A 20937-nucleotide genomic window follows, 5' to 3' on the forward strand; every position below is an offset into this window, starting at 1 on the left:
CCACCTGCGCTCAATCCCTGTCGAAACGCAGCCGATAGACCGTAACCGGCGTCGGCAAGCACAGTGCCAAACCGCACGCCTGCGGCAATCAACCGATCGATCTCATCGAGCGCTATCTCCGGTTTCGTGCGGGATATGCGCATATCCTGGGGAACACCAGCTTTTGCCATCCGGCCCGGATCGCTGGTCCAACTGTCGGGAAGGAACAGCCGCAGGCTAACCGGAACGGGAACCTCGTCGCGTGCCAACGTCAATGAGACCAGCGTCTGGCAATTGGCTCTCTTGCCGAGCATTGATGCGTACTGTGGCGCCACCCCGACAGAATGGTCGCCCTTCTTCGGCAGGCCGGTATCGTCGATGACCAAATAGGCGTCTAGGCTCCCAACAATCTTGTCGGCTTGCACAGCCAATTCCGCCTCAAGTGGACCAGAATCCCAAATGCCATCCGAGATGAAATGATGCAGCCGGTCGTAATGATCGGGCGCAAGGCGTTCCGCCATCGGCTCGATGCTCTTGCGATCACCAGGTCCGATCAGGCCCGAAATGTACACCGGGCACATCTGCCGCCGCTTCTTGTGACCAAGCTTCTCAACGAACGGCTTCAGCCAATCCGTCAGTGCAACGTCCTGCTCCGCCATCCTTCGCACCCCTGTGAAAGTGCCCAAGATGGCCCAGCATCGTAAATGACCGGTTAATCTGCCAAAGTAGTGATAGTAAAGTCGGGGCAATCACAGCCCGCAAGCCGTCTATTTAGAGCCCAACCCCCTGCCCTCCCAACCGATCCGGTGCTGCGCCGCTCGGATGAAGTTCTTCAGGTATCGTTAGTTAGCCATCAACTGGAGCTTTTCTTGCCATCTCGAGCCGGAATCGCTATATTTGGCGGGATCTCGATAGAGGAAAGCCGATGTCTGAAACACAACTCTCCGTCCGCAGCACAAAGGCGAGAGACCTAGCCCATGCGATGGCGCGCCGCACCGGGCAGCCAATCAATAAGCTCGTCGAGCAGGCGCTCGAGCGCTACGATCTGGAACTGCGCCAACAGTCTGCTCGGGCGCCGATCGATGTCCTATCGGACTTGATGGCCGAGGGCCGGCGTACTGTGCCGACCGATACGACATCTGCGCATGACGATTTCTACGACGAATATGGTTTGCCACGATGATTGCTGTCGATACGTCAGTCATTCTGGCGATGGCCTTGGGAGAGCCGGAGGCCGAACGGTTCATATCATTGGTGGGTCGGGAGGCACTTGCAATCGGCTGGCCGACCCTGCTTGAGGCTCGAATGGTGCTGACAGGAAGAGGATTTCCAAACGCTTCGGACATCGTTGATCAGTTTGTCCGGCTTCCGAACGTAACCGCGATTGCTTTCGACGAGAAGCATTATCGCGAAGCGGAACGAGCCTTCGACCGCTTCGGTAAAGGTCGCCATCCAGCCGCACTCAATATGGGCGACTGCTTTTCCTACGCCGTTGCCGCGGTCGCCAAGGCGCCGCTCCTGTTCAAGGGCCAGGATTTCGGCAGGACCGATGTGAAATGCCATCCCGCGTCGGCAAGCGAATGACACGCAAAGCCATCACCCAATCCGTCCCTGCCGATCCAGTGCATCGTCGTGCCGAAGAACTCGATGCGCTCGACGCGATCCTTCCCTTCGACCGCCGCGACCAGCTGGCAAGGCTGCTAACTGACGACGATGTCGCTACACTCAAGCATCTGGCAAACCAAGGCATGGGCGACAATACGCTCAGGGCGCTTGCCTCCGATCTTGGCTACCTCGAGACCTGGTGCCGGCTTTCCACCGGCGCTCCCCTCCCCTGGCCAGCGCCCGAAAGCCTATTGCTCAAATTCGTCGCCCATCACCTCTGGGATCCGGCCGCGCGTGCCGAGGATTCGAGCCACGGCATGCCAGCCCTGGTCGAAAACAGCTTGCGCGCCCAAGGGCTGCTCAGGGTCGACGGGCCACATGCACCCGACACAGTGCGCCGTCGCCTAACCTCCTGGTCGATCCTCACGCGCTGGCGCGGTTTAACCGGTGCGTTTTCGGCGCCCTCGCTGAAGACGGTGCTCAGGCTGGCCGTTCGCGCCGCGCCGCGGCAACGTCGCCGCAAGAGTAAAAAGGCGGTGACCGGCGATGTCCTGGCGAAACTGCTGGCGACCTGTGCCGGCGATCGTCTCGTCGATCGCCGCGATCGGGCGCTGCTGCTCCTCGCCTTCGCCTCCGGCGGTCGGCGGCGGTCGGAAGTAGCCGGGTTGCGAGTCGAGGACCTGGTCGACGACGGGCCAGTACGCGCTGATCCCGCCGACGCAAACTCCCCTCCCCTGCCCTGCCTAACGATCCATCTTGGCCGCACGAAGACGACCACGGCCGATGACGATGAACAGGTGGTACTGATCGGCCGGTCGGTGATCGCCTTGAAGCAATGGCTGGCGCAGGCCAGGATCGAAACCGGACCGCTCTTCCGGCGCATCGACCAATGGGGCAATATCGATCGGCGGGCGTTGACACCGCAATCGGTCAACTTCATCCTCAAGGCGCGTGTCAAGCAGGCCGGCCTCGACCCTGAGGCGTTTTCGGCGCACGGGCTCCGATCGGGATATCTCACTGAGGCGGCCAATCGTGGCGTCCCTCTGCCCGAGGCGATGCAGCAGTCCCTGCACAGGTCGGTGACGCAAGCGGCGAGCTATTACAACAATGCCGAACGGAAGAACGGACGCGCGGCGCGACTAGCCATTTAGCACACGATGCCGCATGGCCCAACGCGCCGTGTTCATCTGCATCCACAGCATTCATGCCTCCGCAGATGATTGGCGAGCGATCCTGAAACCGGCCGCTTGAGGCCATCCGCAGCAGTCCCGTTTCTCGATGTCCAAACGGCAGTTTCGAGAAAATCCATTCGGGAACACATTTTGGGAATGTCGCCGCCTGCAAGGCACGATCACTCAACGCTCACCCGGCTTCCCAAGCGGGAAGGATGCTCAAGCGTTATTCAGCGCGGCCAGAAATTCAGCCGGCGATTGGCCGCCGCTCAGGGACACACGGCCGTCGATCAAGATTCGAGTGGTCAGCTGACCACCGGATCAACATATTGAAAAACCGTGCTTTTTGCGATTCGTCATTTTTAAGTAGGGTGAGGGGTGACCGGCGCGAGCAGATCACCCCGGATCCTCCACGGACAACAACATTCTGGTGGATTTAGAAGGACAGCGAGGAGGCTACAAGCCGCTGCAGCCCCCGAGTGCGGCGATTCCCTTGATCAAGAAGGTGTTGTCGCAGGAGGATGCGGACGATGGCTGGGTCAACCCGGCCATGGTCGGCAAGCAGCTCTTAAACCTGGCGCCGGACTTCGATCCGCGCACCTTCGGATTCCGAAAACTGAGCGATCTCGTGCGGAAAACCAATCAGTTCAAGGTTCAGCAGGGATGGCGGCCCAATCAGAATTCGCGGCAAGCGATCGGGTAAGAAGCAGCCATAGTTGGCATGGCCAGCGACCATCAAACACCGGCCAGGTAACGCACCGGAATTCCAGCTTTTCGGGACAGCCAGAACCGTCTATCTGTACCATGGCAATCAAAAGGATAGTCTGCCGCGGATGAATTCGGCGGGACGCGAGAACAAGGAGGAGACTATGGCGACCGGTACCGTGAAGTGGTTCAATGCGACCAAGGGGTTTGGGTTCATTCAGCCGGATGACGGCAGCACCGATGTTTTCGTCCACATTTCGGCTGTCGAGCGCGCCGGTATGCGCGGCCTGAACGATGGGCAGAAGATCACCTATGAACTGGTGAAGGATCGCAAATCCGGCAAGATGTCGGCGGACAACCTGCAGGGATAAACCAATTGCGAATGCGGTAGTGTTTCGGAAGGCCGGGTTTGATCCGGACTTTTGCGCACCTGCCCTTCCCTGCTCGCTGCCTTGGCCGCACAGCGGCTCTATATGATTGGAGCATCTATCTGTAACGGTGCAAAAGCTGCATTGTGTGTTGCCCGGTGTTTGACTGTTTTCTATTCTAAAGCCTGATTATCAAGCATCGAAAGCTCGCATGGCCTCTCAACTCGACATGTTTGCGAAGCCGGTTGAGGCACGATCGCAACCGCGTGAAGCGCCTGCGCGGAAGAGCCGGCCATTGCCAGTGCCTGCTTCTCTCACGGACGAAGAAATGGTGCGCAAGCTTGAAAATGGCGGCCAGTACCGCATTCTTCGCAAGCTTGTACCAAGGAAGATCGCCGTCAGCAGGCGTCCGGAGTTCCAGCGGGTTGGCGTGATCCTCGATACGGAGACGACCGGTCTCAACCATCGCAATGATGAGATCATCGAGATCGGCCTAGTTGCCTTCTCATTCGATGACTTTGGCCATATCGGCGATGTCATCGGCGTCTATGGTGGATTGCAACAGCCAGGCACGCCAATCCCTCCCGAAATCACCCGGCTCACCGGCATCACCGATGAGATGGTCGAGGGTCAGACGATCGACATGCAGCAGGTCCGCAGGATGGTTGCGCCGGCGGATCTAGTAATAGCGCACAATGCCGGCTTCGATCGGCCGTTCTGTGAAGCGTTTTCAAATGTCTTTGCTGCCAAGGCCTGGGCCTGCTCGGCTTCCGAAGTTGACTGGAGCGCCCGCGGTTTTGAGGGCACCAAGCTCGGATATTTGATCGGGCAGGCAGGTTATTTCCACGAGGGTCACCGCGCTGTCGATGACTGCTGTGCGCTCCTTGAAGTTCTCGATCGCAGTGGCGGAGACGACGGGACGCCATTCGCGGAGTTGATCCACACTAGCGGGCAGTCACGGGCGCGTATTTTCGCCGAGCATAGTCCGTTCGAGATGAAGGATCATCTGAAGGGCAGGGGATATCGCTGGTCCGATGGCAGCGACGGCCGGCCGAAGTCCTGGTGGATCGAAATCGACGAGGACGCGTTGCGCGACGAACTGCACTACCTACGCTCGGAGATCTACCGCTGGGAGGAGGCCGACCCACTCATCCAGCATCTGACCGCTTTCGATCGCTTCAAGGCATAAGCAGGTTCGGGCATCTAAGAGAGCGCCACGCATCTACCTCGATGCGTAAACGTGTGGCGCAGACGTCGTAATTCCTGATGTCATAGCTCTCTACAAAAGCCATTTCTTCTAACTGAGATCAAGAAGGCTTTTTCCTAACGAGGCGAGGGGCATCGCTTCGATACCGTTCTTCAGCGGAAAAACCTCTTGTCCGGGATAGACGACAATCCGCCGCGCCGGATCGAGATCCTCGCAGGCAAGATAGAAGCCTTTCTCGAGTTTCGGTGTCAAGCTGCGCTTGATTTCGATAGCCCAAGGACGACCGCCTGGCGGGGTGAGAAGGAGGTCGATCTCCGCACCCGCCGACGTCCGATAGAAATTGCTCTGGGTTCCGACCGGTGCTGCGGCTATCAACGTCTCGATCACGAACCCCTCCCAGCTTGCGCCAGCCACCGGGTGACCGAGCAGGTCCTCCTGGGTGGTCAGTCCGAGCAGGGTATGGGTGATGCCGCTGTCACGAACGTAGACCCGTGGTGACTTGACCAGGCGTTTGCCAACGTTCGCATGCCAAGGCTCAAGGCGCCGCACAAGCAGCAGATCAACCAGGAGATCGAGATAGGAGGCGACCGTCTTGCCGTCGACGCCGAGCGAGCGCGCGAATTCAGCTGCGTTCAAAAGTCCAGATTGATGATGGGCCAGCATGGTCCAGAAGCGCCGTAGCGTTTCTGCTGGAATACGCGGGCCAAGCAAGGGAATGTCCCGTTCCAGATAGGTCCGGATAAAGTCCTGCCGCCACCGTTGGCTTACACGATCATTCGCAGCGAGAAAACTATCGGGGAACCCGCCCCGCAGCCATAAGGTGTTCAAATCGTGGTCCGGCACTTCCAAGCCATCGATGGGACCCATCTCCAGATAGGCGATGCGGCCTGCCAGCGTTTCACCCGACTGTTTCGGCAGGTCAATGGATGCTGAGCCGAGGAGTAGGAAATGCCCGGCTTTCCTTCCATCTCGCCGGCGACGATCGATAAGACCACGCAGATTCTGGAAGAGATTGGGCAGGCGATGAACTTCGTCCAAGATCACCAGCTTGTCGCTATGCTGACTGAGATACAGCTCCGGTTCGGCGAGTCTGGCCCGGTCGGCATCAGATTCCAGATCAAGGTAGATCGACGGACGATGGTCTGCTATGCCGAGCGCTAGTGTCGTCTTGCCGACTTGGCGCGGGCCAATCAGCGCAACGGCAGGGTTTGTGTCGATCAGCTCGTTCAGTTCAGCGGTAATCCGGCGCTCAATCATCCTTGCAATTATGGAGTACAATTCCATAATTGCAAGGTTCAATTATCAAAGCTCGAGCCATTTGACGACGACTGTGCTTGATGACGACGCGAGCGGCTCTGAAATGACTTTGGTATAGAGAGTAATCAAGCGGCCAAATTCCTGAGTGCCGCGGATGGGCTCGGCAAGATTGCGATCGGCTCTCAACCTGAGGCCGATGCGGTCTGGAGAAAGTCAAGGCACGCAGATGTTGTTTCAGCACTTTGTCGATATCGCGGATCGTCATGCCTAGCAGGCATTTCGATGGCAGCAGGAGCGCGTGGACGCTGGTTGCTAGGGGAGGGTGCTTGGATCTTGTCGGCTTATGATCCGAGGAGGGCTGCCAGGCGTCTTTTGGTTGGGGCCGTGGACGCCTGGCGAAGTAAAGTCCACCGGGTAATGAACGCCCCAACGATACAATCACCATCATCACACGTATAGACCGCCCGAATGGGTAGGTACCCGAGCCGGGCGGCGGTTCCTTCGTTCGGCATTGTTGTAATAGTTTGCCGCCTGCGTCACCGATTTGTGTAGAGAGTGCTGGCTTCCGGCAGTGGAATGCCAACGGTTGTTGGCGTCGGTGAAACAGTCAGAGCGCAGCCCATGCGCCGAAAACTAGATCCGACCTAGCCCGGCCTGTTTGACACGCGTTTTGAGGACCAGATCGGCCCATCAGCGCGACCCGTGCGTCGTTATCCACCGGCGTCTTGGTGCGGCCGAGGCAACTGGTCAGGCAGGGGCGGGGACTGCTTCGTACGCATCCGAGGAAGGCCGCCTTGCTGAGAAGTGAGGGGAACTGGATGATCTGTCTATATGGACGTCAATATAGACAGTGTGAGAATTATGGATTTAGCGATAGAGAAGCGGCCGCAAGTTAGCCGGATGGAGATTGTCGATAGCGGGCGGCGTCGCCGTTTCAGCAACGAGGCCAAACTTGCGATCGTGGCGGAGAGTTATTCCGCCCCGCGTCAGGTCACGGCAACAGCACGTCGCCATGGGATCACACGCTTTCAGTTGAACGATTGGCGTAAAGCAGCTCGCGAGGGACGGCTCGGCAATGGCCGGGGGAGCGAAGGGTTTATTCCTGCACTGTTGGTCCCGGAGCCGGACATGCCGGTTGTTGCGCCGACCAATTCTTCGACGGCACAAAGTGGGCTTATGGAGGTTGTCAGCGCCAATGGTCGCCGTGTGATCGTGGGACGCGATGTCGACATTGACGCGCTGCTTCGGATCCTGCGCGGACTGGAGGCGCTGCGGTGAATCCGTTTCCGATGGGAGCAGGGGTCAAGGTCTGGCTTTCGACGGGGCATACGGACATGCGCTGCGGGTTTCCGTCTCTGGCGCTTCGGGTGCAGGAGGTTCTGAAGCATGATCCTTTGTCGGGGCATCTCTTCGTCTTCAGGGGGCGCAGATCGAATATTTTGAAGATCATCTGGCACGACGGTTTGGCCGCCTGCCTTTTTACCCGGCGGCTGGAGAAGGGCCGGTTTATCTGGCCGAATGTGGAGGGCGGCGCAGTTGCGATCTCACCGGCGCAGCTTTCTTATTTATTGTCCGGGATTGACTGGCGAGCCCCTCAGGAAACCTGGCGTCCGACGAAGGTCGGATAGCATTATTCCATTGAAATATTGAGTGAATCTGATCATATGGCTTCATGGTATCGAAGCCCTCCGATCTTCCAGCGGACCTTGCAAGCGCCTATCTGGCGCTGCTTTCCGAGCGTGCGATGCTGCAGGCTGAACGTGATCTTGTCGTGGCTGAACGTGATGTCGTTGCCGCCGAGCGCGACACCGTCGTCGCCGAGCGAGACATCGCGGTGGCGCAGGCCGCCAATGCACAGGCCATGCTGTCGGACAGCGAGGCGCTGATCGTCAGTCTGGAACTGGCGATTGAAAAGCTCCGGCGCGAACTGCGCGGTCAGAGATCCGAGCGCACGGCGCGTCTGATCGATCAGATGGAATTACAGCTCGAAGAGCTAGTGATGGCCGCGACGGAGGATGAAGTTGCGGCCCAGGCGGCGGCGGCCAAAACGTCGAGCGTGCGTTCGTTCACACGCAAGCGGCCGGTGCGCAAACCCTGGCCGGCGGATGCCGAGCGTGAGCGCGTGGTGATCGATCCTCCGACCGTCTGTACATGCTGTGGCGGGTCGCGGCTGTCGAAGCTGGGTGAGGATGTCAACGAGACGTTGGAGGAGATACCACGCCGCTTCAAGGTGATCGAGACGGTTCGGGAGAAATTTACCTGCCGTGATTGCGAGGCGATCAGCCAGGCACCAGCACCGTTCCATGCCACGCCGCGCGGCTTCATCGGTCCCCATCTGCTGGCGACGATCGTCTTCGACAAATTTGGGATGCACAGTCCGCTGAACCGCCAGAGCACAAGGTTCAAATGTGAGGGCATAGACCTTTCGACCTCGACACTGGCCGATCAGGTCGGCCTTGGAACGGCGGCCCTCATGCCGGTCCACGACCTAATCGAGAAGCATGTCTTCGCAGCCGAGCGATTGCATGGTGACGACACGACCATCCCGATCCAGGCCAAGGACAAATGCGTAACCGGGCGAATATGGAGCTACGTCCGCGACGATCAGCCGTTCGGGGGAACGGCTGCGCCGGCGGCGATCTATTATGCGTCGAGTGACCGGCGCGGCGAGCATCGGCAGAGGCACCTGGCCGAGTATGGCGGCATTCTACAGAGCGACTGTTACAATGGCTTCGAGCCGCTCGCTGTCGCCGAGGCAAAGACGGTTCCGATCACCTTTGCCTTTTGCCATGCTCATGCGCGTCGGAAATTCTTTGCACTGGCCGATATCCAGAAGAATGCTCGGGATCACAAGCGGAGGGGCAGCCGATCTCGCCGATCGCATTGGAAGCCGTCAAGCGCTACGACGAATTGTTCGAGATCGAGCGGCAGATCAACGGATTGAGCGCCGAAGAACGACTGGCTGTGCGGCAGCAGAAGAGCAAGCCGCTGTTCGATGACATGCACGAGTGGTTGACGAAGGAACGCGCCACGCTCAGCAGATCGTCCGAGGTCATCGAGCCGATTGACTACATGCTCAAGCGCTGGGAGGGCTTTGCCCTCTTCCTTGAAGACGGAAGGGTCTGTCTTACGAACAATGCGGCGGAAAGAGCGTTGCGCGGTGTGGCGTTAGGAAGGAAAAACTGGACCTTCGCCGGTTCCCAGCGTGGGGCCGATCGTGCCGCCGTCATGTTGACCGTCATCACCACATGCCGCCTCAACGATGTCGACCCAAAGGCGTGGCTTGCCGATGTCTTTGCCCGCATCGCCGATCTTCCCGTCTCCCGCCTGCACGAACTCCTTCCATGGGATTGGAAGGTACAAAAAACCGCTATTGCGGCGACCGCGTAAATAGCTGCCGGAACAACGCTCCCGAACGCTCCAAGCCCTCATCGGTCAGGATCAATGACTTCGACTTGTTGACTGGGTCGCCGATCATACCTTTCTTGTGAAGCCGATCCGTCACTGCCCAGTCGAATCCCTTCCATGCACAACGCTCGTTATGCAGCGTCAGCCATAACAGCGCCAAAACGGCATCGTCGATTTTGTCCTCATCGATCTCCATGAACCGACGTTACCACGCGCGGCGCCCAAAATCCCGCGGCCCTGCTCGGATGGATACACTGCTTCGAAGCTCAGACTCCGATCAGACGCGGAATATCGCCGCTTGGCCGTCAACAGGTCGCCGCGCTATTGCCCCATAGAAAACGTTTAACGGCCACATTGTCGCCGGATCGTTTTTTCAACCCTAACCGACGGCAAAATCAATGCGATATGCCGCAGTTCACTCTACGCCATCAAGAGGTGTTCTCCCCACTCCACAAGAGAGGAATTAAGATGATCACTCGTTATATCTCTGCCGCATCGTTGACCGCTGCAATCTTGAGCTTGATGTTTCTCAACGGTCCTGCATCCGCACAGCAAGCAACGCAGCAGAAGCAACCGACCCAAGGACAACTAGATAGCAATGGTACGGCTGCGACCGTAAGCGATCAAAAAATCGAGGCTTTTACGGTCGCATATCTCCAGGTGGACAAAATCAGGCAGGAATACTCGGCCAAGATCGGAGCAACATCGGATCCGTCCGCGAAGCAACAGCTAAAGACCGAGGCTAGCAAACAGATGGTACAGGCTGTTCAGACCTCTCCCGGCATGTCAGTAGACGAATACAACGCGATTTTAGCGGCTGCAAATAAGGATCCGGCGCTCGTTAAGAAGCTTCAGGACAAGCTTCAGAAATCCGCGCCTGCACAGCAGTAATCGACACCACGATCGCCAGGCAAATTGATCACCCATCGCGGCCGCGCCGAGTGCCCAATCTTGGCGCGGCACAGATCCGGGAAGCTTCATCACAACGGTCGAAAGGCGAAACGATTACAGACCGTGAACGTGAATTGGCCGTCAGACTTCGCAAGCCACGCGACTATCACTATGGGATTGGCAAGCGCGGTTAAGGTCTGCCGGCATCTGATCAGCTGAGGACTCGCACGACATTATCCCAGCATTCCAGCTATAGTGGTTATTCCGTCCCATTAATCTCCCACAGGTTCAGCACATAGCGTGTGTGCCGACGCTCACCAGAGCGCGTGAGCGCACCTTTCTCCACCAAATCATGAAGATCACGCGTAGCCGTCGCTCGCGAGGTCCGCGTGATCGCAATATAATTCTCAGCGCTCAACCCGCCCTTAAAGCCCGTCGGGCCCTCGCGGAACACGCGCGCAACGGCCTTTTCCTGCCGCTCGTTGAATTGGCCGCGGAACCGATCGTAGAATTGCGCCTTGCTGGTGTAGAAGGCCACACGCATCAGGGTCGTCTGTTGCGCCTCAAGGATGGTTTCGCCGAAGTAAACCAGCCACTCGGTGATATCGAGCGTGCGCTGATGGCGTTCGAGCTGGTCGTAAGTAGGCTTTGCTGCCATGCTCGATTGTATAGGCAAGCGCAATCAGACTTGGGTGCCCCATATTTTGAGCAAGCGATTTTCCCGCAAGTGCTCGGCCAAGCCTACCATTGCCATCCTCAAATGGATGAATGCTTTCGAAATACAGATGGCCTATGCCAGCCCGTGTCAGCGCGGGCAGGGGGATTTCACCCTTCGGCGTCGATCTGTTGAACCATTCCGTATAAGCCGCCATTTCCGCTGGCACCTGCCTCGATGGCGGGGCTTCATAGTGCACGATTGGACGATCGAGGCGGCCGGACCCAATCTGCATGGCATCGTCATGGGTCCGATATCCGCCGATCGTTCCAATGTGGCGGTTTCCAGTCATCAGCATGTCGTGCCAACGAAACAGGGTTTCGTGATCGAGCGGGGCCGACCAGGAATCATACACATCGACCATCATTTCCGCGATTCCGCGCTCTTACGGCTTTATTGGCCGATTGTCGGAATCGAGGCCGAATTGCCGGCGCAGTGAGGATTGCACGCTCAATCGATCAAGCATCTCGCTCTCAATCTCCGAAGTCTTCACCGCTTCGTCGCTTAAAAGCTCGATCCGTAGCAGATTGCGTTCCTCGTCACTGATATGGCGGACAGCGCTGATCACCTCCCCCGATGACAGAAGAAATCGGCGTTCGAGATGCGGCCGCATCATAAGTGAATTGCGGCCAGCCTCGCTGTGTCCAGTTCCATTTCATGAGTTATAGGCATCCCTTCTATAACTCACTATCGCAATATTTGTGAGTTATAGCGACATCATCTATTGCTCATGGCGGTTGGCGCCCGTCACGCGAGCGGCCGCAAAAAATCTGCCCTCCGATCTAAATGATCGTCCAGCATCAAGCAGGTCTCGCAGTTCGCGGCCGAGTAGGGTATCACCTACGATCCTGAGAATACGCTGGCCGGCGACACGCTGGATGCGACCAGCTCCTTCATCTGGCTCGCGCAGAAGGCAAGCAAGAGGCCCTGGTAGAGCTTTTCCCCCGGGGCTACTTCTCCGAGCATGCCAACCTGTTCGATCGCGACACACTCCTACACCTCGCGGTCGAGGCTGGGCTCGAGGAGCCGGCCGTAGCGGACGTCCTCGACGGCGACCGCTTCACGTCCGATGTCGAAACGAACCAGGCCGAAGCGCATGCGCGCCACACTTCTTAACCATGTTTTCCAACCTAAAATCCACCGATTATCACTTCGATCCCGCCAATTTCGCTTTTGCAGCGCTGTCGCCGGTATGCAACGTCTACCCGGCCTTGAATGCCGTTAATCCGTTCGCCTTTAACAACGCTACAATCATGGGGCCAAGAGAGAATTCACCGCGCTCGGTTCGCCGGGTCAGAGCCCGTAGATAGCCGCCTGGCGAGTTGATGAAGTTTGCACGCTCCAGGATGCACGCGATCGCCGCGGCCGCATTCTCCGGCCCCATGATTTCACAGGCATCCTGATAGGCCGACGCACTAACCCCCAGCATAGATCGAACTACCACTGCAGCCGACATTAGCTCGCGCCAGCTTCCGATTGCGCCTCCCGGTCCATAGTCGGCAATCGCCGGGCACGCCTTTAGCACCATTCCCAGCGGAAACGCCTTGATCGTCTCACTCATCGGCGGACGCTTGTTCCCCAGTTTCGCGCCCTGCTCTTTTTCAGAGCTAGGTTCAAGTTCATTTAAGAATTCGGATTTTGAATTCTGTATGTGCTGCTCGCCATGAGCACCATTGGTGCTCATATTTTCTGAATTTCCCAGAATATCCAATCGGTTGATCACTTCCTCCTGCAGCATTTGCATTTCTTCGAGGATTGTAGCGACGTCGGAGAGTGTCGGGACGCGGGGGATCCGGCCGACGAGCGCGATGTACATCCCTTCGATCGCCTGCCAGTCGCCATCAGCGCCTTCATCTATTGCTGCAGAAATCAGCTTGCGAACGTCGCGCCTGCAGATTGTCAGGCTTTCCTTCGTCTTGCGAAAGGTCGCGCGGTCGGCCATCACTTGCTGTGCCGTCACGGCCAGCTCTTCCGAACGGGCAAGGAGGGGAGAGAGGTCGAAACCGAAGGCACTCTCGATCTCACCTGCGCCGTCTTTGCGGGCATAACGCTTGCCGTTGGCGCTGTCCTTCCGAACGATCAATCCAGCTTCGACCAAGGTCGCGATATGGCGACGCAGGGTTGCTCCGGCCATTCCATGCGCTCGAAGGGCAAGTTGGGCGTTAGACGGGAAGACGATCAACTTCGCATCCTGGCGCAATTCATTGTCCGGATAAAAGCTCAATAGCGCGTCGAGTACGGCGAGACTATTGGACTGGATGCCGAGCACATCCATTGCAGCGGAAACGTCCCTGAAGACCTTCCACTTGTCCGCTGTCTTTCCCTGCTTGATGTCGGCCAACGCCATCTGGCGCCGCACGAGCGCAAGCGTCACCGGCCGCCGCCCGAATGGCGTCGTCACACTTCCCGTTTGCATCGTCTTTCACCTCTTCAGTAGGCAAAAGAAACCCGCTCACCAAAACGGTGCCAAAGAACTCTTGACGAGGATTCGAGGAAATGCGATTCTGTTCTTGCTACAGAGACAGAAGGGCTTCCGCGACGGCGACGTTGAGGAGGCTCTTTTCTTTTGCGGTTACTCTCCCTGTTTCCGTTGGTTCGCTGCGTAGTACGCTTGGTATAGCGCCGGCACCTGCTCCAGCACAAAAGCCGCAAAATCAGGCGCTGCCTTCCGATCGATTGTGATTTCGAGTTTTGCCTTGCTCTGCGTCACCTGGGCAATTCTGGTGCCATCTGGAGTGGACATGACCGCTGGAAGCCCTCGCGCAATCCGACTGGGCTTAAGCTTGGCAATTATTGCTTTGAACCGATCCGCCGATGTCAGCGCCTGGACTTCCTTCGACATCGCATATTCCAACACATCCGCCGCTGATGCCGCTTTCTCGAGCAGCTCTGCAAGTTGCTGCCAGCTCGACCGACCAACACCCGGAGCAGCGCCAATGGCGTCGATCAGTGCTGAGGGGAGGGCGTCGACAAGCAAAAGCATCTTCGACAGATTGCTCTTGTCGATTGACATCGCAGCGATGACAATCTCGCGCGGAAACTGCTTATTCAGATGATACGCGAAACGCGCCTTCTCGATGAAGGTAAGATCTTCGCGCTCGTTGTTTTCCTGTCCTTGTGCGACAACGAGTTGCTCGTCCGTCAAATCGCGGACCACGGCTTTGACCGGGAGACCCAACTCTGAGACGGCGCGCAGTCGACGGTGGCCAAAAGCAACCTGATATCGGCCGGAAAGCTCCGGATGAGGTCGAACAAGGATCGGAACCTGTTGACCTTGCTCCCGAATCGAGGAGAGTAGGCCGTCGATATTACCCTGCATGCGATCCCGAATGAACGACGGCTCGATCACCGAGGCATCCAGTTCTATAACGGAATGACCTTCAGCAAGGCGCCGCTCAATCTCCTCGGCTCGACCGAGACGATCAGTTTGCTCACGCAGAGCGTTACCGATGTTCGCTGTCAGCTTCGTTGCTGGGTCGCGCTCCTTCCGCGCCACCCCAAGAAGTGGCATGGAGCGGTTCTTGGCCGCCCTGCTATCGAGGGATGACGTGTCAGGGACGTCTGCGGAGACGCCAAGAATATGCTTCCGGCTCATGTGGTTCTACCCCATGCTGCTTTAATCAAGGTCTCGATCTCGTCATTGACGGCATTCATTGCCTCCAAGGCGCGATCATATGTCGAGCGCGTGAACTGCCCGCGCTCAACCTCAAAAAGGGTCTGGTTTGTCAGACCGGCATCCGACACCGCCGTGGTTTTCAGCATCGGGAAATTGAGGACATTCTCGCCGAATATCGATCGCAAATAACCGACCATCTGGTTTTGGGGCCCATCGCTCGGTTCAAAACGCGTGATGAGGTAGCGCATCCAGTTGAACTTGAACTTAGCACCGGCGTTCTCGATTTCGCGGAGCAGATTCGACGTCATCGCCAGGAACTGGTTCATCGACATCACATCGAGCATCTGCGGATGGACAGTGACCAGAATTGACGTTGCGGCGGTCAATGCCGAAAGTGTGAGGTAGCCGAGCTGGGGAGGGCAATCAATCACGACGACGTCGTAATTGATTGCAATGTCTTCGATAACTTGACTGATGCGGCCATAAAAGAGCGTGTCTCCTTCCTTGCGCTTCATCAACGCGCGGGGGGTATCGTGCTCAAACTCCATCAGTTCGAGGTTACCGGGAATGAGGTGCAGGTCGGGAATATAGGTTCCTCGGACAACTTGCTCGATCGGGACCTGCTCTTCATCGTATCTGATGGCGCCGTAAAGCGTTTCGTTTGGGCCAACATCCGTTTCCGGTTGGCTGCCAAACAGTGCCGAAAGGCTTGCCTGGGGATCAAGATCGATGGCGAGAATACGATACCCACGCATCGCGAGATACTGCGCTAGATGCGCGGCCGTGGTGGTCTTGCCGGAGCCGCCTTTGAAGTTCATGACCGAGATCACTTGCAGCTGTTCGCCGTCGCGCCGATGCGGCAGGTAGCGGCGGCTCCCACGGCCCACCTGGTCCATATGCTTGCGGATCGCATGAATATCATCAATTGAGAAATTCCGTCGGCCCCCCGGGCTGACGCTCACCTTCAACTCTGGCATTTCCGAAGCAATCTGTCGCAAATAGGACTCGCCGACGCCGAGGAGCTTGGACGCCTCAGAGGGGCCAAACGTTCGGATTCCCTTCTCCGACGTTGGCGGGAAGACCTTGAGATGATGTGCTTGAAGTTGGCTTGACAGGGCGTCGGCATGACGCTCCATCAAGGCGGTCAATCCTTCAATCACAGCTGCTGCTTTTACGGCGGTCTTCGCCATCTCAAAACCCATTCATTGCTAGTGGCGATATTTTTCGCGAAACCGGTAAAGTTCCGCCACTGGTAATAAGCCCCGATTCTGAACTTTGAGCAAGGATTTTTAGGTTAACAGCGGGTTAACATATTTTCTCCAGCCTAAGCCTTCTGGCTGAATCATCGATAACTAACCGGCAGTTAGGCAGATTCCCCGCTTTGGCGCCAGTGCGCAATACATGCAGATTTGCACATGAAATGAGGCGTCGCACACAGCGCAAGCCGGTGGGCTTGGCAAGCTTCAACCCCAGTTCGGTAGAATCACTGGGTGCAAATCTCCGCGTTGGCACATGCTGAGCGAGATGATTTTTGTCCGCATGACCTGTTCATGCGGAGATCACGATGCGGATACTAACCATCCGACCCCACCACTACAGACGGCACCGAAGCTTCCTGAAGCAGATGCACCATCTCCGCGCGGCGGTATTCGGCGAACGTCTCGAATGGAACGTCTCCATCACCGCAGGAGAAGAACGCGACCAGTTCGATGGTTACGAGCCGAACTACCTCCTGGCGATCACCCAAAGTGGGCTACTCGCCGGTTGCGTCCGTCTTCTTCCTGCTTGCGGGCCGACGATGCTTGGGCAGACCTTTCCTCACCTGCTTGAAACAGGCTCGCTCGCGGCTCACCCTGGTATGGTCGAGAGCTCGCGCTTCTGCGTCGACACCTCTCTTATCTCGGGGAGGGAGGGGGCCCAACTGCATCTCGCGACGCTCACCCTGTTCGCTGGCATTATCGAATGGTCGATCGCGAATGGCTACAATGAGATCGTCACGGCGACCGATCTCCGTTTTGAGCGCATTCTGAAGAGAGCCGGATGGCCGATGCGTCGGCTTGGCGAGGCTGCGATCGGCAACACTGTCGCTATTGCCGGAAGCCTGCCGGCAGATCGCGTCAGCTTCGAACGGGTTTGCCCTCAGGGCTATCGCTCGATCACTCAGCTCAACGGGGCACCGATCGGGAGCGCCGCGTGACCCAGCTGCGCTCCCATCCCCGTCTCGTCCGCAAGCTCCAGGATGCACTGGGTGATCACCTCTGCGTCGCGCTCGACGACGCAACAGTTGTCGAAATCATGCTCAACCCGGATGGCAAGCTCTTCATCGAGCGCCTCGGCCATGGCGTCATGGCGGCCGGCGCGCTGACGTCGTCCGCCGCAGAGGTGATTATTGGCAGCGTCGCTCATGCTCTGCGCTCGGAAGTTGACCCCGAGCAGCCAATCATTTCCGGCGAGCTGCCGATCGGCGGACATCGTTTTGAGGGCCTCCTGCCGCCTGTCGTCTCGGGATCGACATTCACGATCCGGCGACGCGCCTCGCGCCTTATTCCACTCGATGAGTATGTGCGATCGAAGGTGATGACCGAAGCGTAGGCTTCGGTGCTGCGCAGCGCCATCACCTCTCGAATGAACATCGTGATTTCCGGAGGAACGGGATCCGGCAGGACAACGCTTGCCAACGCAATCATCGCCGAAATCATCGCGAGCGCACCGGACGATCGCATCGTCATCCTGGAAGATACTGCCGAGATTCAATACGCGGCGGAGAATGCGGTAACGCTTCATACGAGCGACATGATCGATATGGCCCGGCTGCTCAAAAGCACAATGCGGCTGCGGCCCGATCGCATCATTGTCGGCGAAGTCCGTGATGGGGCGGCGCTGACGCTGCTCAAGGCATGGAACACGGGTCATCCGGGCGGGGTCACAACCATTCATTCCAATACAGCGATGTCGGCGCTTCGCAGGCTTGAGCAGCTGACGGCGGAAGCCAGCCACCAGCCCATGCAGGAGGTGATCAGCGAAGCCGTTGATCTGGTGGTTTCCATAGAGCGAACGGGGAAGGGGAGGCGGGTCCGCGAGATCATCAACGTCGAAGGCTACGCCAATGCCCGCTACCGCACCGAACATTACGCACAAATCGATGAGGACAGCCATGTCGCGTGACTATCAACGTTTCCTGGCCGGCGGCGCGCTGGCCTTGCTTTTCTCCATCACGCTGGTCGCTCCGGCGCTTGCCTCATCGGGTGGCGGGGGTCTGCCGTGGGAATCTCCGCTCCAGCAGATTCAGCAGTCGATCACTGGCCCGGTTGCCGGCTTCATTGCGCTCGCAGCCGTCGCCATCGCCGGCGCCATGCTGATCTTCGGCGGCGAGCTCAACGATTTCGCGCGGAGGCTTTGCTACGTCGCTCTGGTCGGCGGCGTTCTTCTCGGAGCGACCCAGATCGTGGCGCTGTTCGGCGCAACAGGCGCTTCGATCGGCGAGAGCAAAGCGCAACCTGCTCCCGGCATTGCCGAACAAATGACGTTGCCTGGACCGAAAGGGGAGGGGGCTCATGGCTGAGCCCGTCTCCAACCTCGCCCGCTCGCGGGTGCATCGGGCGCTGTCACGGCCTAACCTCCTGATGGGCGCCGACCGCGAGCTGGTGCTCCTCACAGCGCTCGCGGCCGTGATCCTGATCTTCGTGGTTCTGACCTGGTATGCCACACTGTTCGGCGCCGCCATCTGGCTGGTCGCGGTCGCAGTCCTTCGCATGATGGCGAAAGCCGATCCGCTTATGCGCCGTGTCTATGTCAGGGACATCTCCTATCGGTCCTACTACAGGCCGACCTCCACACCGTGGCGACGGTATTGACGATGGTCGCACTGAAGCCTTTTCGTCATTCCGGACCATCCTTCGCCAACCTCCCCTATGCGGGGCTGGTCGATAACGGCGTGGTCCTGCTGAAGGATGGCTCCCTCATGGCCGGTTGGTATTTCGCCGGACCGGACAGCGAAAGCTCGACCAGCGCCGAGCGCAACGAGGTCAGCCGGCAGATCAACACGATCCAGTCGCGGCTCGGCACGGGCTGGATGATCCAGGTGGAGGCCGTCCGCGTGCGGACGATCGACTATCCGGCGGAAAACGTCTGCCATTTTCCTGATCCAGTCACGCGCGCCATTAATGCGGAACGGCGATCTCATTTCGAGCGCGAGAGCGGACATTTCGAAAGCCGGCACGCGCTGATCTTGACATGGAGGCCGCCGGAGCCTCGGCGATCCGGGCTTGCGCGCTATGTGTATGCCGACGCGGGGAGCCGATCAGCCACTTATGCCGAACCGGCGCTGGAAACCTTCCGGACCTTGGTCCGCGAGGTCGAGCAGGCCTGCCGAGCAGATCGGGCCTGGTACAGCAACGATCTCGTTGAAGAAGGATGTTTCGCCCTTCGGCGAAGCCTTGGAAGCATCGCTCAGAGGCTGGGGCTGCGCCGTCGTCACGAATCAAAAGAGGAACGACAAGGCGAAGACGATCGGGCTGGCCTATGTCATCTCGCCATTTGACGGGCAGATCCTGGCGCGGCTGTCGACAGCGAGCGTTGAGATCGGCCGCGCCTATAGTGCAAGCGCAACGTGAGCGATGCCGGCAAGCCCGCTTTCAGTCATGCAACGCGGGTAGGGGAGGGTACCATGCCTCAATCCCTGAAATTTGGCGGGGGGTGCCGGAGGATGGAGCCCGCTCCAGTGTCCGGCGGGTCAACCGTTTGCCGGTCATCGTTGTGATCGTACTTGTCACCGCCTTTCTCGCGGTGATTATCTACGGCCTTACGTCACGCGGGCTCTATTTCCGGGGCGAGCCCGGTCTTGATCAAACATCAGGGAATCCCGCCTTGAGCTATGCCGACCAACTGAAGCGCGGGGTGAGCGACGGTATCATCGGTGACGCTGTCCAGCTTCCGACATTTCAGCCGACGCCTGTCTAGACGAAAAAGGAAACGGCATCCAATCCATTTGCCGCAGAGAGACGTCAGCCCCAACAGGAAGAAAAATCCCAGCTTGAGCCTGAGGCCGTCTGGAAAGCTCGTCTGCAGCGTGAACAGCAGGAGCAATACCTGCGCGAACGCCATCGGGAGCGGATAGCGCGACTTCAGGCCAGCGACGCTGCCTATGATGCGCCGCTCGTCATAGACAAAGCCAAGATCGATGCGCAGGCAAAGGCAGCCATCGATACGACGACGAACCTTGCGGCGAACGCCGCTCAGCCGGGATTGGCGACAGATCTCTATGCGGCGGCACTGCAGGCGGGTCTTGGCGGTCAGAACCTCGAGCCCAATGGCCAGCGCACTAAAGAGGGCTTCTTCTACGCGGACATCAAGGACCTCGGTTACCTGCCGAACAAGGTCGTCTCACAGCAATCGCTCTACGAGTTGAAGCGTGGCTCGGTCATTTCAGCAACGCTGATTGCGAGTATCAACTCCGATCTTCCCGGACGCATCACCGCGCAGGTTGGCCAGAACGTCTATGATAGCGCGACGGGCCATCGCCTATTAATCCCGCAGGTACGACAGCAAAGTGTCCTTCGGGCAGTCCAGGGTGCTTGTGGTGTGGACAGACATCATCTTTCCGAATGGCTCCACACTTCAGATTGGTAGCATGGCGGGAACGGACTCGGAAGATTATGGCGGCTTCAACGACAAGGTCAACAACCACGTCGTCAAGACTTTCGGATCGGCGGTCCTTGCCCTCATTGGAACTGGGATCGATATGGCGGTTCCGCAAAGCTCGACACTGGCAACGCAAGACACGGCCTCTGACGCGGCTCGGCGGAACTTCGCCGAGACATTTGGCTGGGTTGCCGAGCGCACGATCGACAGAAAGTTCGACGTCCAGCCGACGCTGGAAATCCGACCCGGGTACAAGTTCAACGTTCTCGTCGACCAGGATGTTATCTTTCCCCCTGCGTACTAGGACGCGGACTCATTAGCTGAAGCGATCCATATCCTCGTTGCGGCGAGTTTGAGGCCGGCAAGGTAGTTGT

At 58.3% G+C, this 20937-nt stretch carries 19 protein-coding genes and 7 pseudogenes; 18 read left to right on the top strand and 8 right to left on the bottom strand.

Annotated elements, in window-relative coordinates; all coding sequences use genetic code 11:
- On the bottom strand, window positions 1-638 hold a 638-nt coding region (locus AB6803_RS32330), incomplete at its 3' end, for an IS701 family transposase (protein ID WP_371112670.1).
- A gap of 266 nt (window positions 639-904) precedes the next feature.
- Here AB6803_RS32330 and AB6803_RS32335 point away from each other — a divergent pair.
- The 6 genes and pseudogenes from AB6803_RS32335 to AB6803_RS32360 all read left to right on the top strand — a co-directional run bounded on the left by AB6803_RS32335 (window position 905) and on the right by AB6803_RS32360 (window position 5018).
- Window positions 905-1162, top strand: a complete 258-nt coding sequence (locus AB6803_RS32335) for a type II toxin-antitoxin system VapB family antitoxin (RefSeq protein ID WP_371112671.1) — start codon at window positions 905-907, stop codon at window positions 1160-1162.
- Window positions 1159-1563, top strand: coding sequence for a type II toxin-antitoxin system VapC family toxin (locus AB6803_RS32340; RefSeq protein ID WP_371112672.1), 405 nt, complete (start codon window positions 1159-1161; stop codon window positions 1561-1563). The genes AB6803_RS32335 and AB6803_RS32340 overlap by 4 nt, the downstream gene beginning before the upstream one ends.
- Window positions 1560-2735: a site-specific integrase gene (locus AB6803_RS32345; protein ID WP_371112673.1), complete on the top strand. Its 1176-nt coding sequence runs from the start codon at window positions 1560-1562 to the stop codon at window positions 2733-2735. The genes AB6803_RS32340 and AB6803_RS32345 overlap by 4 nt, the downstream gene beginning before the upstream one ends.
- 481 nt (window positions 2736-3216) lie before the next feature.
- Window positions 3217-3472: pseudogene (locus tag AB6803_RS32350) on the top strand (OST-HTH/LOTUS domain-containing protein); the annotation flags it as partial.
- A gap of 153 nt (window positions 3473-3625) precedes the next feature.
- Complete coding sequence (locus tag AB6803_RS32355; protein ID WP_034513115.1) at window positions 3626-3832, top strand: cold-shock protein; 207 nt, start codon at window positions 3626-3628, stop codon at window positions 3830-3832.
- Between the two features lie 208 nt (window positions 3833-4040).
- The gene (locus tag AB6803_RS32360) at window positions 4041-5018 is read left to right on the top strand and encodes a 3'-5' exonuclease (protein WP_371112674.1); all 978 of its coding nucleotides are present in this window, start codon (window positions 4041-4043) and stop codon (window positions 5016-5018) included.
- A 108-nt stretch (window positions 5019-5126) separates the two neighbouring features.
- On the opposite strand, the gene AB6803_RS32365 is transcribed toward AB6803_RS32360, so the two are convergent.
- Together AB6803_RS32365 and AB6803_RS32370 are read right to left on the bottom strand one after the other, a co-directional pair.
- Window positions 5127-6293, bottom strand: coding sequence for an ATP-binding protein (locus AB6803_RS32365; RefSeq protein WP_371112686.1), 1167 nt, complete (start codon window positions 6291-6293; stop codon window positions 5127-5129).
- 447 nt (window positions 6294-6740) lie between these two features.
- Window positions 6741-6977 (bottom strand): annotated as a pseudogene (locus AB6803_RS32370) (hypothetical protein); the annotation flags it as partial.
- Between the two features lie 147 nt (window positions 6978-7124).
- On the opposite strand from AB6803_RS32370, the gene AB6803_RS32375 reads away from it, so the two are divergent.
- From AB6803_RS32375 to AB6803_RS32385, 3 genes are all read left to right on the top strand, one after another.
- Window positions 7125-7571 carry a transposase gene (locus AB6803_RS32375; RefSeq protein WP_371112675.1) on the top strand — a complete coding sequence of 149 codons (447 nt, stop codon included), beginning with the start codon at window positions 7125-7127 and terminating at the stop codon, window positions 7569-7571.
- Window positions 7568-7921, top strand: coding sequence for an IS66 family insertion sequence element accessory protein TnpB (gene tnpB / locus AB6803_RS32380; RefSeq protein WP_371112676.1), 354 nt, complete (start codon window positions 7568-7570; stop codon window positions 7919-7921). Before AB6803_RS32375 ends, tnpB begins: the two co-directional genes overlap by 4 nt.
- Before the next feature lie 44 nt (window positions 7922-7965).
- Window positions 7966-9683 (top strand): IS66 family transposase gene (locus AB6803_RS32385; protein ID WP_371112677.1). Its coding sequence is split into 2 segments (ribosomal slippage): window positions 7966-9157 and window positions 9157-9683, totalling 1719 coding nucleotides; the frame shifts between segments, so codons are not numbered across the junction.
- Here the strand turns inward: AB6803_RS32385 and AB6803_RS32390 are convergent.
- Window positions 9664-9897: a DUF6429 family protein gene (locus AB6803_RS32390; protein ID WP_371112678.1), complete on the bottom strand. Its 234-nt coding sequence runs from the start codon at window positions 9895-9897 to the stop codon at window positions 9664-9666. The two genes, AB6803_RS32385 and AB6803_RS32390, sit on opposite strands and share 20 nt — an antisense overlap.
- A 272-nt stretch (window positions 9898-10169) precedes the next feature.
- Between AB6803_RS32390 and AB6803_RS32395 the strand changes: the two genes are divergently transcribed.
- The gene (locus tag AB6803_RS32395) at window positions 10170-10592 is read left to right on the top strand and encodes a DUF4168 domain-containing protein (protein WP_371112679.1); all 423 of its coding nucleotides are present in this window, start codon (window positions 10170-10172) and stop codon (window positions 10590-10592) included.
- A gap of 259 nt (window positions 10593-10851) precedes the next feature.
- Here the strand turns inward: AB6803_RS32395 and AB6803_RS32400 are convergent.
- A pseudogene (locus AB6803_RS32400) lies at window positions 10852-11966 on the bottom strand (Fic family protein).
- A 268-nt stretch (window positions 11967-12234) separates the two neighbouring features.
- Here AB6803_RS32400 and AB6803_RS32405 point away from each other — a divergent pair.
- The gene (locus tag AB6803_RS32405; RefSeq protein ID WP_371112687.1) at window positions 12235-12423 is read left to right on the top strand and encodes a DsbA family protein; all 189 of its coding nucleotides are present in this window, start codon (window positions 12235-12237) and stop codon (window positions 12421-12423) included.
- 85 nt (window positions 12424-12508) lie between these two features.
- Here the strand turns inward: AB6803_RS32405 and repC are convergent, their stop codons facing one another.
- From repC to repA, 3 genes are all read right to left on the bottom strand, one after another.
- Entirely contained in the window at window positions 12509-13723 is a 1215-nt protein-coding gene (repC, locus tag AB6803_RS32410) for a plasmid replication protein RepC (protein WP_371112680.1), read from the bottom strand.
- Between the two features lie 156 nt (window positions 13724-13879).
- Window positions 13880-14902: a plasmid partitioning protein RepB gene (repB, locus tag AB6803_RS32415; protein WP_371112681.1), complete on the bottom strand. Its 1023-nt coding sequence runs from the start codon at window positions 14900-14902 to the stop codon at window positions 13880-13882.
- Entirely contained in the window at window positions 14899-16113 is a 1215-nt protein-coding gene (gene repA, locus AB6803_RS32420; RefSeq protein WP_371112682.1) for a plasmid partitioning protein RepA, read from the bottom strand. Before repA ends, repB begins: the two co-directional genes overlap by 4 nt.
- A 374-nt stretch (window positions 16114-16487) precedes the next feature.
- On the opposite strand from repA, the gene traI reads away from it, so the two are divergent.
- From traI to trbI, 7 genes and pseudogenes are all read left to right on the top strand, one after another.
- Complete coding sequence (traI, locus tag AB6803_RS32425) at window positions 16488-17120, top strand: acyl-homoserine-lactone synthase TraI (RefSeq protein WP_371112683.1); 633 nt, start codon at window positions 16488-16490, stop codon at window positions 17118-17120.
- Window positions 17117-18088 (top strand): annotated as a pseudogene (gene trbB / locus AB6803_RS32430) (P-type conjugative transfer ATPase TrbB). The gene traI and the pseudogene trbB overlap by 4 nt, the downstream one beginning before the upstream one ends.
- Window positions 18078-18485, top strand: coding sequence for a conjugal transfer pilin TrbC (gene trbC, locus AB6803_RS32435; protein WP_371112684.1), 408 nt, complete (start codon window positions 18078-18080; stop codon window positions 18483-18485). Before trbB ends, trbC begins: the two are co-directional and overlap by 11 nt.
- Window positions 18478-18777: a conjugal transfer protein TrbD gene (locus tag AB6803_RS32440; RefSeq protein WP_371112685.1), complete on the top strand. Its 300-nt coding sequence runs from the start codon at window positions 18478-18480 to the stop codon at window positions 18775-18777. The genes trbC and AB6803_RS32440 overlap by 8 nt, the downstream gene beginning before the upstream one ends.
- Window positions 18778-18779: 2 nt before the next feature.
- A pseudogene (locus tag AB6803_RS32445) lies at window positions 18780-19286 on the top strand (conjugal transfer protein TrbE); the annotation flags it as partial.
- A pseudogene (locus AB6803_RS32450) lies at window positions 19282-19536 on the top strand (conjugal transfer protein TrbH); the annotation flags it as partial. The pseudogenes AB6803_RS32445 and AB6803_RS32450, both read left to right, overlap by 5 nt.
- A gap of 53 nt (window positions 19537-19589) precedes the next feature.
- Window positions 19590-20867: pseudogene (gene trbI / locus AB6803_RS32455) on the top strand (IncP-type conjugal transfer protein TrbI).
- The last annotated feature ends 70 nt before the right edge of the window (window positions 20868-20937 follow it).

The sequence above is a fragment of the Rhizobium sp. RCC_161_2 genome, from assembly GCF_041355235.1.
Lineage (GTDB): Bacteria > Pseudomonadota > Alphaproteobacteria > Rhizobiales > Rhizobiaceae > Rhizobium.

What these genes read in the sequence shown, in the direction of transcription:
- AB6803_RS32335 (WP_371112671.1), top strand. Translation starts at nt 905, where the DNA reads ATGTCTGAAACACAACTCTCCGTCCGCAGCACAAAGGCGAGAGACCTA.
- AB6803_RS32340 (WP_371112672.1), top strand. Translation starts at nt 1,159, where the DNA reads ATGATTGCTGTCGATACGTCAGTCATTCTGGCGATGGCCTTGGGAGAG.
- AB6803_RS32345 (WP_371112673.1), top strand. Translation starts at nt 1,560, where the DNA reads ATGACACGCAAAGCCATCACCCAATCCGTCCCTGCCGATCCAGTGCAT.
- AB6803_RS32355 (WP_034513115.1), top strand. Translation starts at nt 3,626, where the DNA reads ATGGCGACCGGTACCGTGAAGTGGTTCAATGCGACCAAGGGGTTTGGG.
- AB6803_RS32360 (WP_371112674.1), top strand. Translation starts at nt 4,041, where the DNA reads ATGGCCTCTCAACTCGACATGTTTGCGAAGCCGGTTGAGGCACGATCG.
- AB6803_RS32365 (WP_371112686.1), bottom strand. Translation starts at nt 6,293, where the DNA reads ATGATTGAGCGCCGGATTACCGCTGAACTGAACGAGCTGATCGACACA.
- AB6803_RS32375 (WP_371112675.1), top strand. Translation starts at nt 7,125, where the DNA reads ATGGACGTCAATATAGACAGTGTGAGAATTATGGATTTAGCGATAGAG.
- AB6803_RS32390 (WP_371112678.1), bottom strand. Translation starts at nt 9,897, where the DNA reads ATGGAGATCGATGAGGACAAAATCGACGATGCCGTTTTGGCGCTGTTA.
- AB6803_RS32395 (WP_371112679.1), top strand. Translation starts at nt 10,170, where the DNA reads ATGATCACTCGTTATATCTCTGCCGCATCGTTGACCGCTGCAATCTTG.
- repC (WP_371112680.1), bottom strand. Translation starts at nt 13,723, where the DNA reads ATGCAAACGGGAAGTGTGACGACGCCATTCGGGCGGCGGCCGGTGACG.
- repB (WP_371112681.1), bottom strand. Translation starts at nt 14,902, where the DNA reads ATGAGCCGGAAGCATATTCTTGGCGTCTCCGCAGACGTCCCTGACACG.
- repA (WP_371112682.1), bottom strand. Translation starts at nt 16,113, where the DNA reads ATGGCGAAGACCGCCGTAAAAGCAGCAGCTGTGATTGAAGGATTGACC.
- traI (WP_371112683.1), top strand. Translation starts at nt 16,488, where the DNA reads ATGCGGATACTAACCATCCGACCCCACCACTACAGACGGCACCGAAGC.
- trbC (WP_371112684.1), top strand. Translation starts at nt 18,078, where the DNA reads ATGTCGCGTGACTATCAACGTTTCCTGGCCGGCGGCGCGCTGGCCTTG.
- AB6803_RS32440 (WP_371112685.1), top strand. Translation starts at nt 18,478, where the DNA reads ATGGCTGAGCCCGTCTCCAACCTCGCCCGCTCGCGGGTGCATCGGGCG.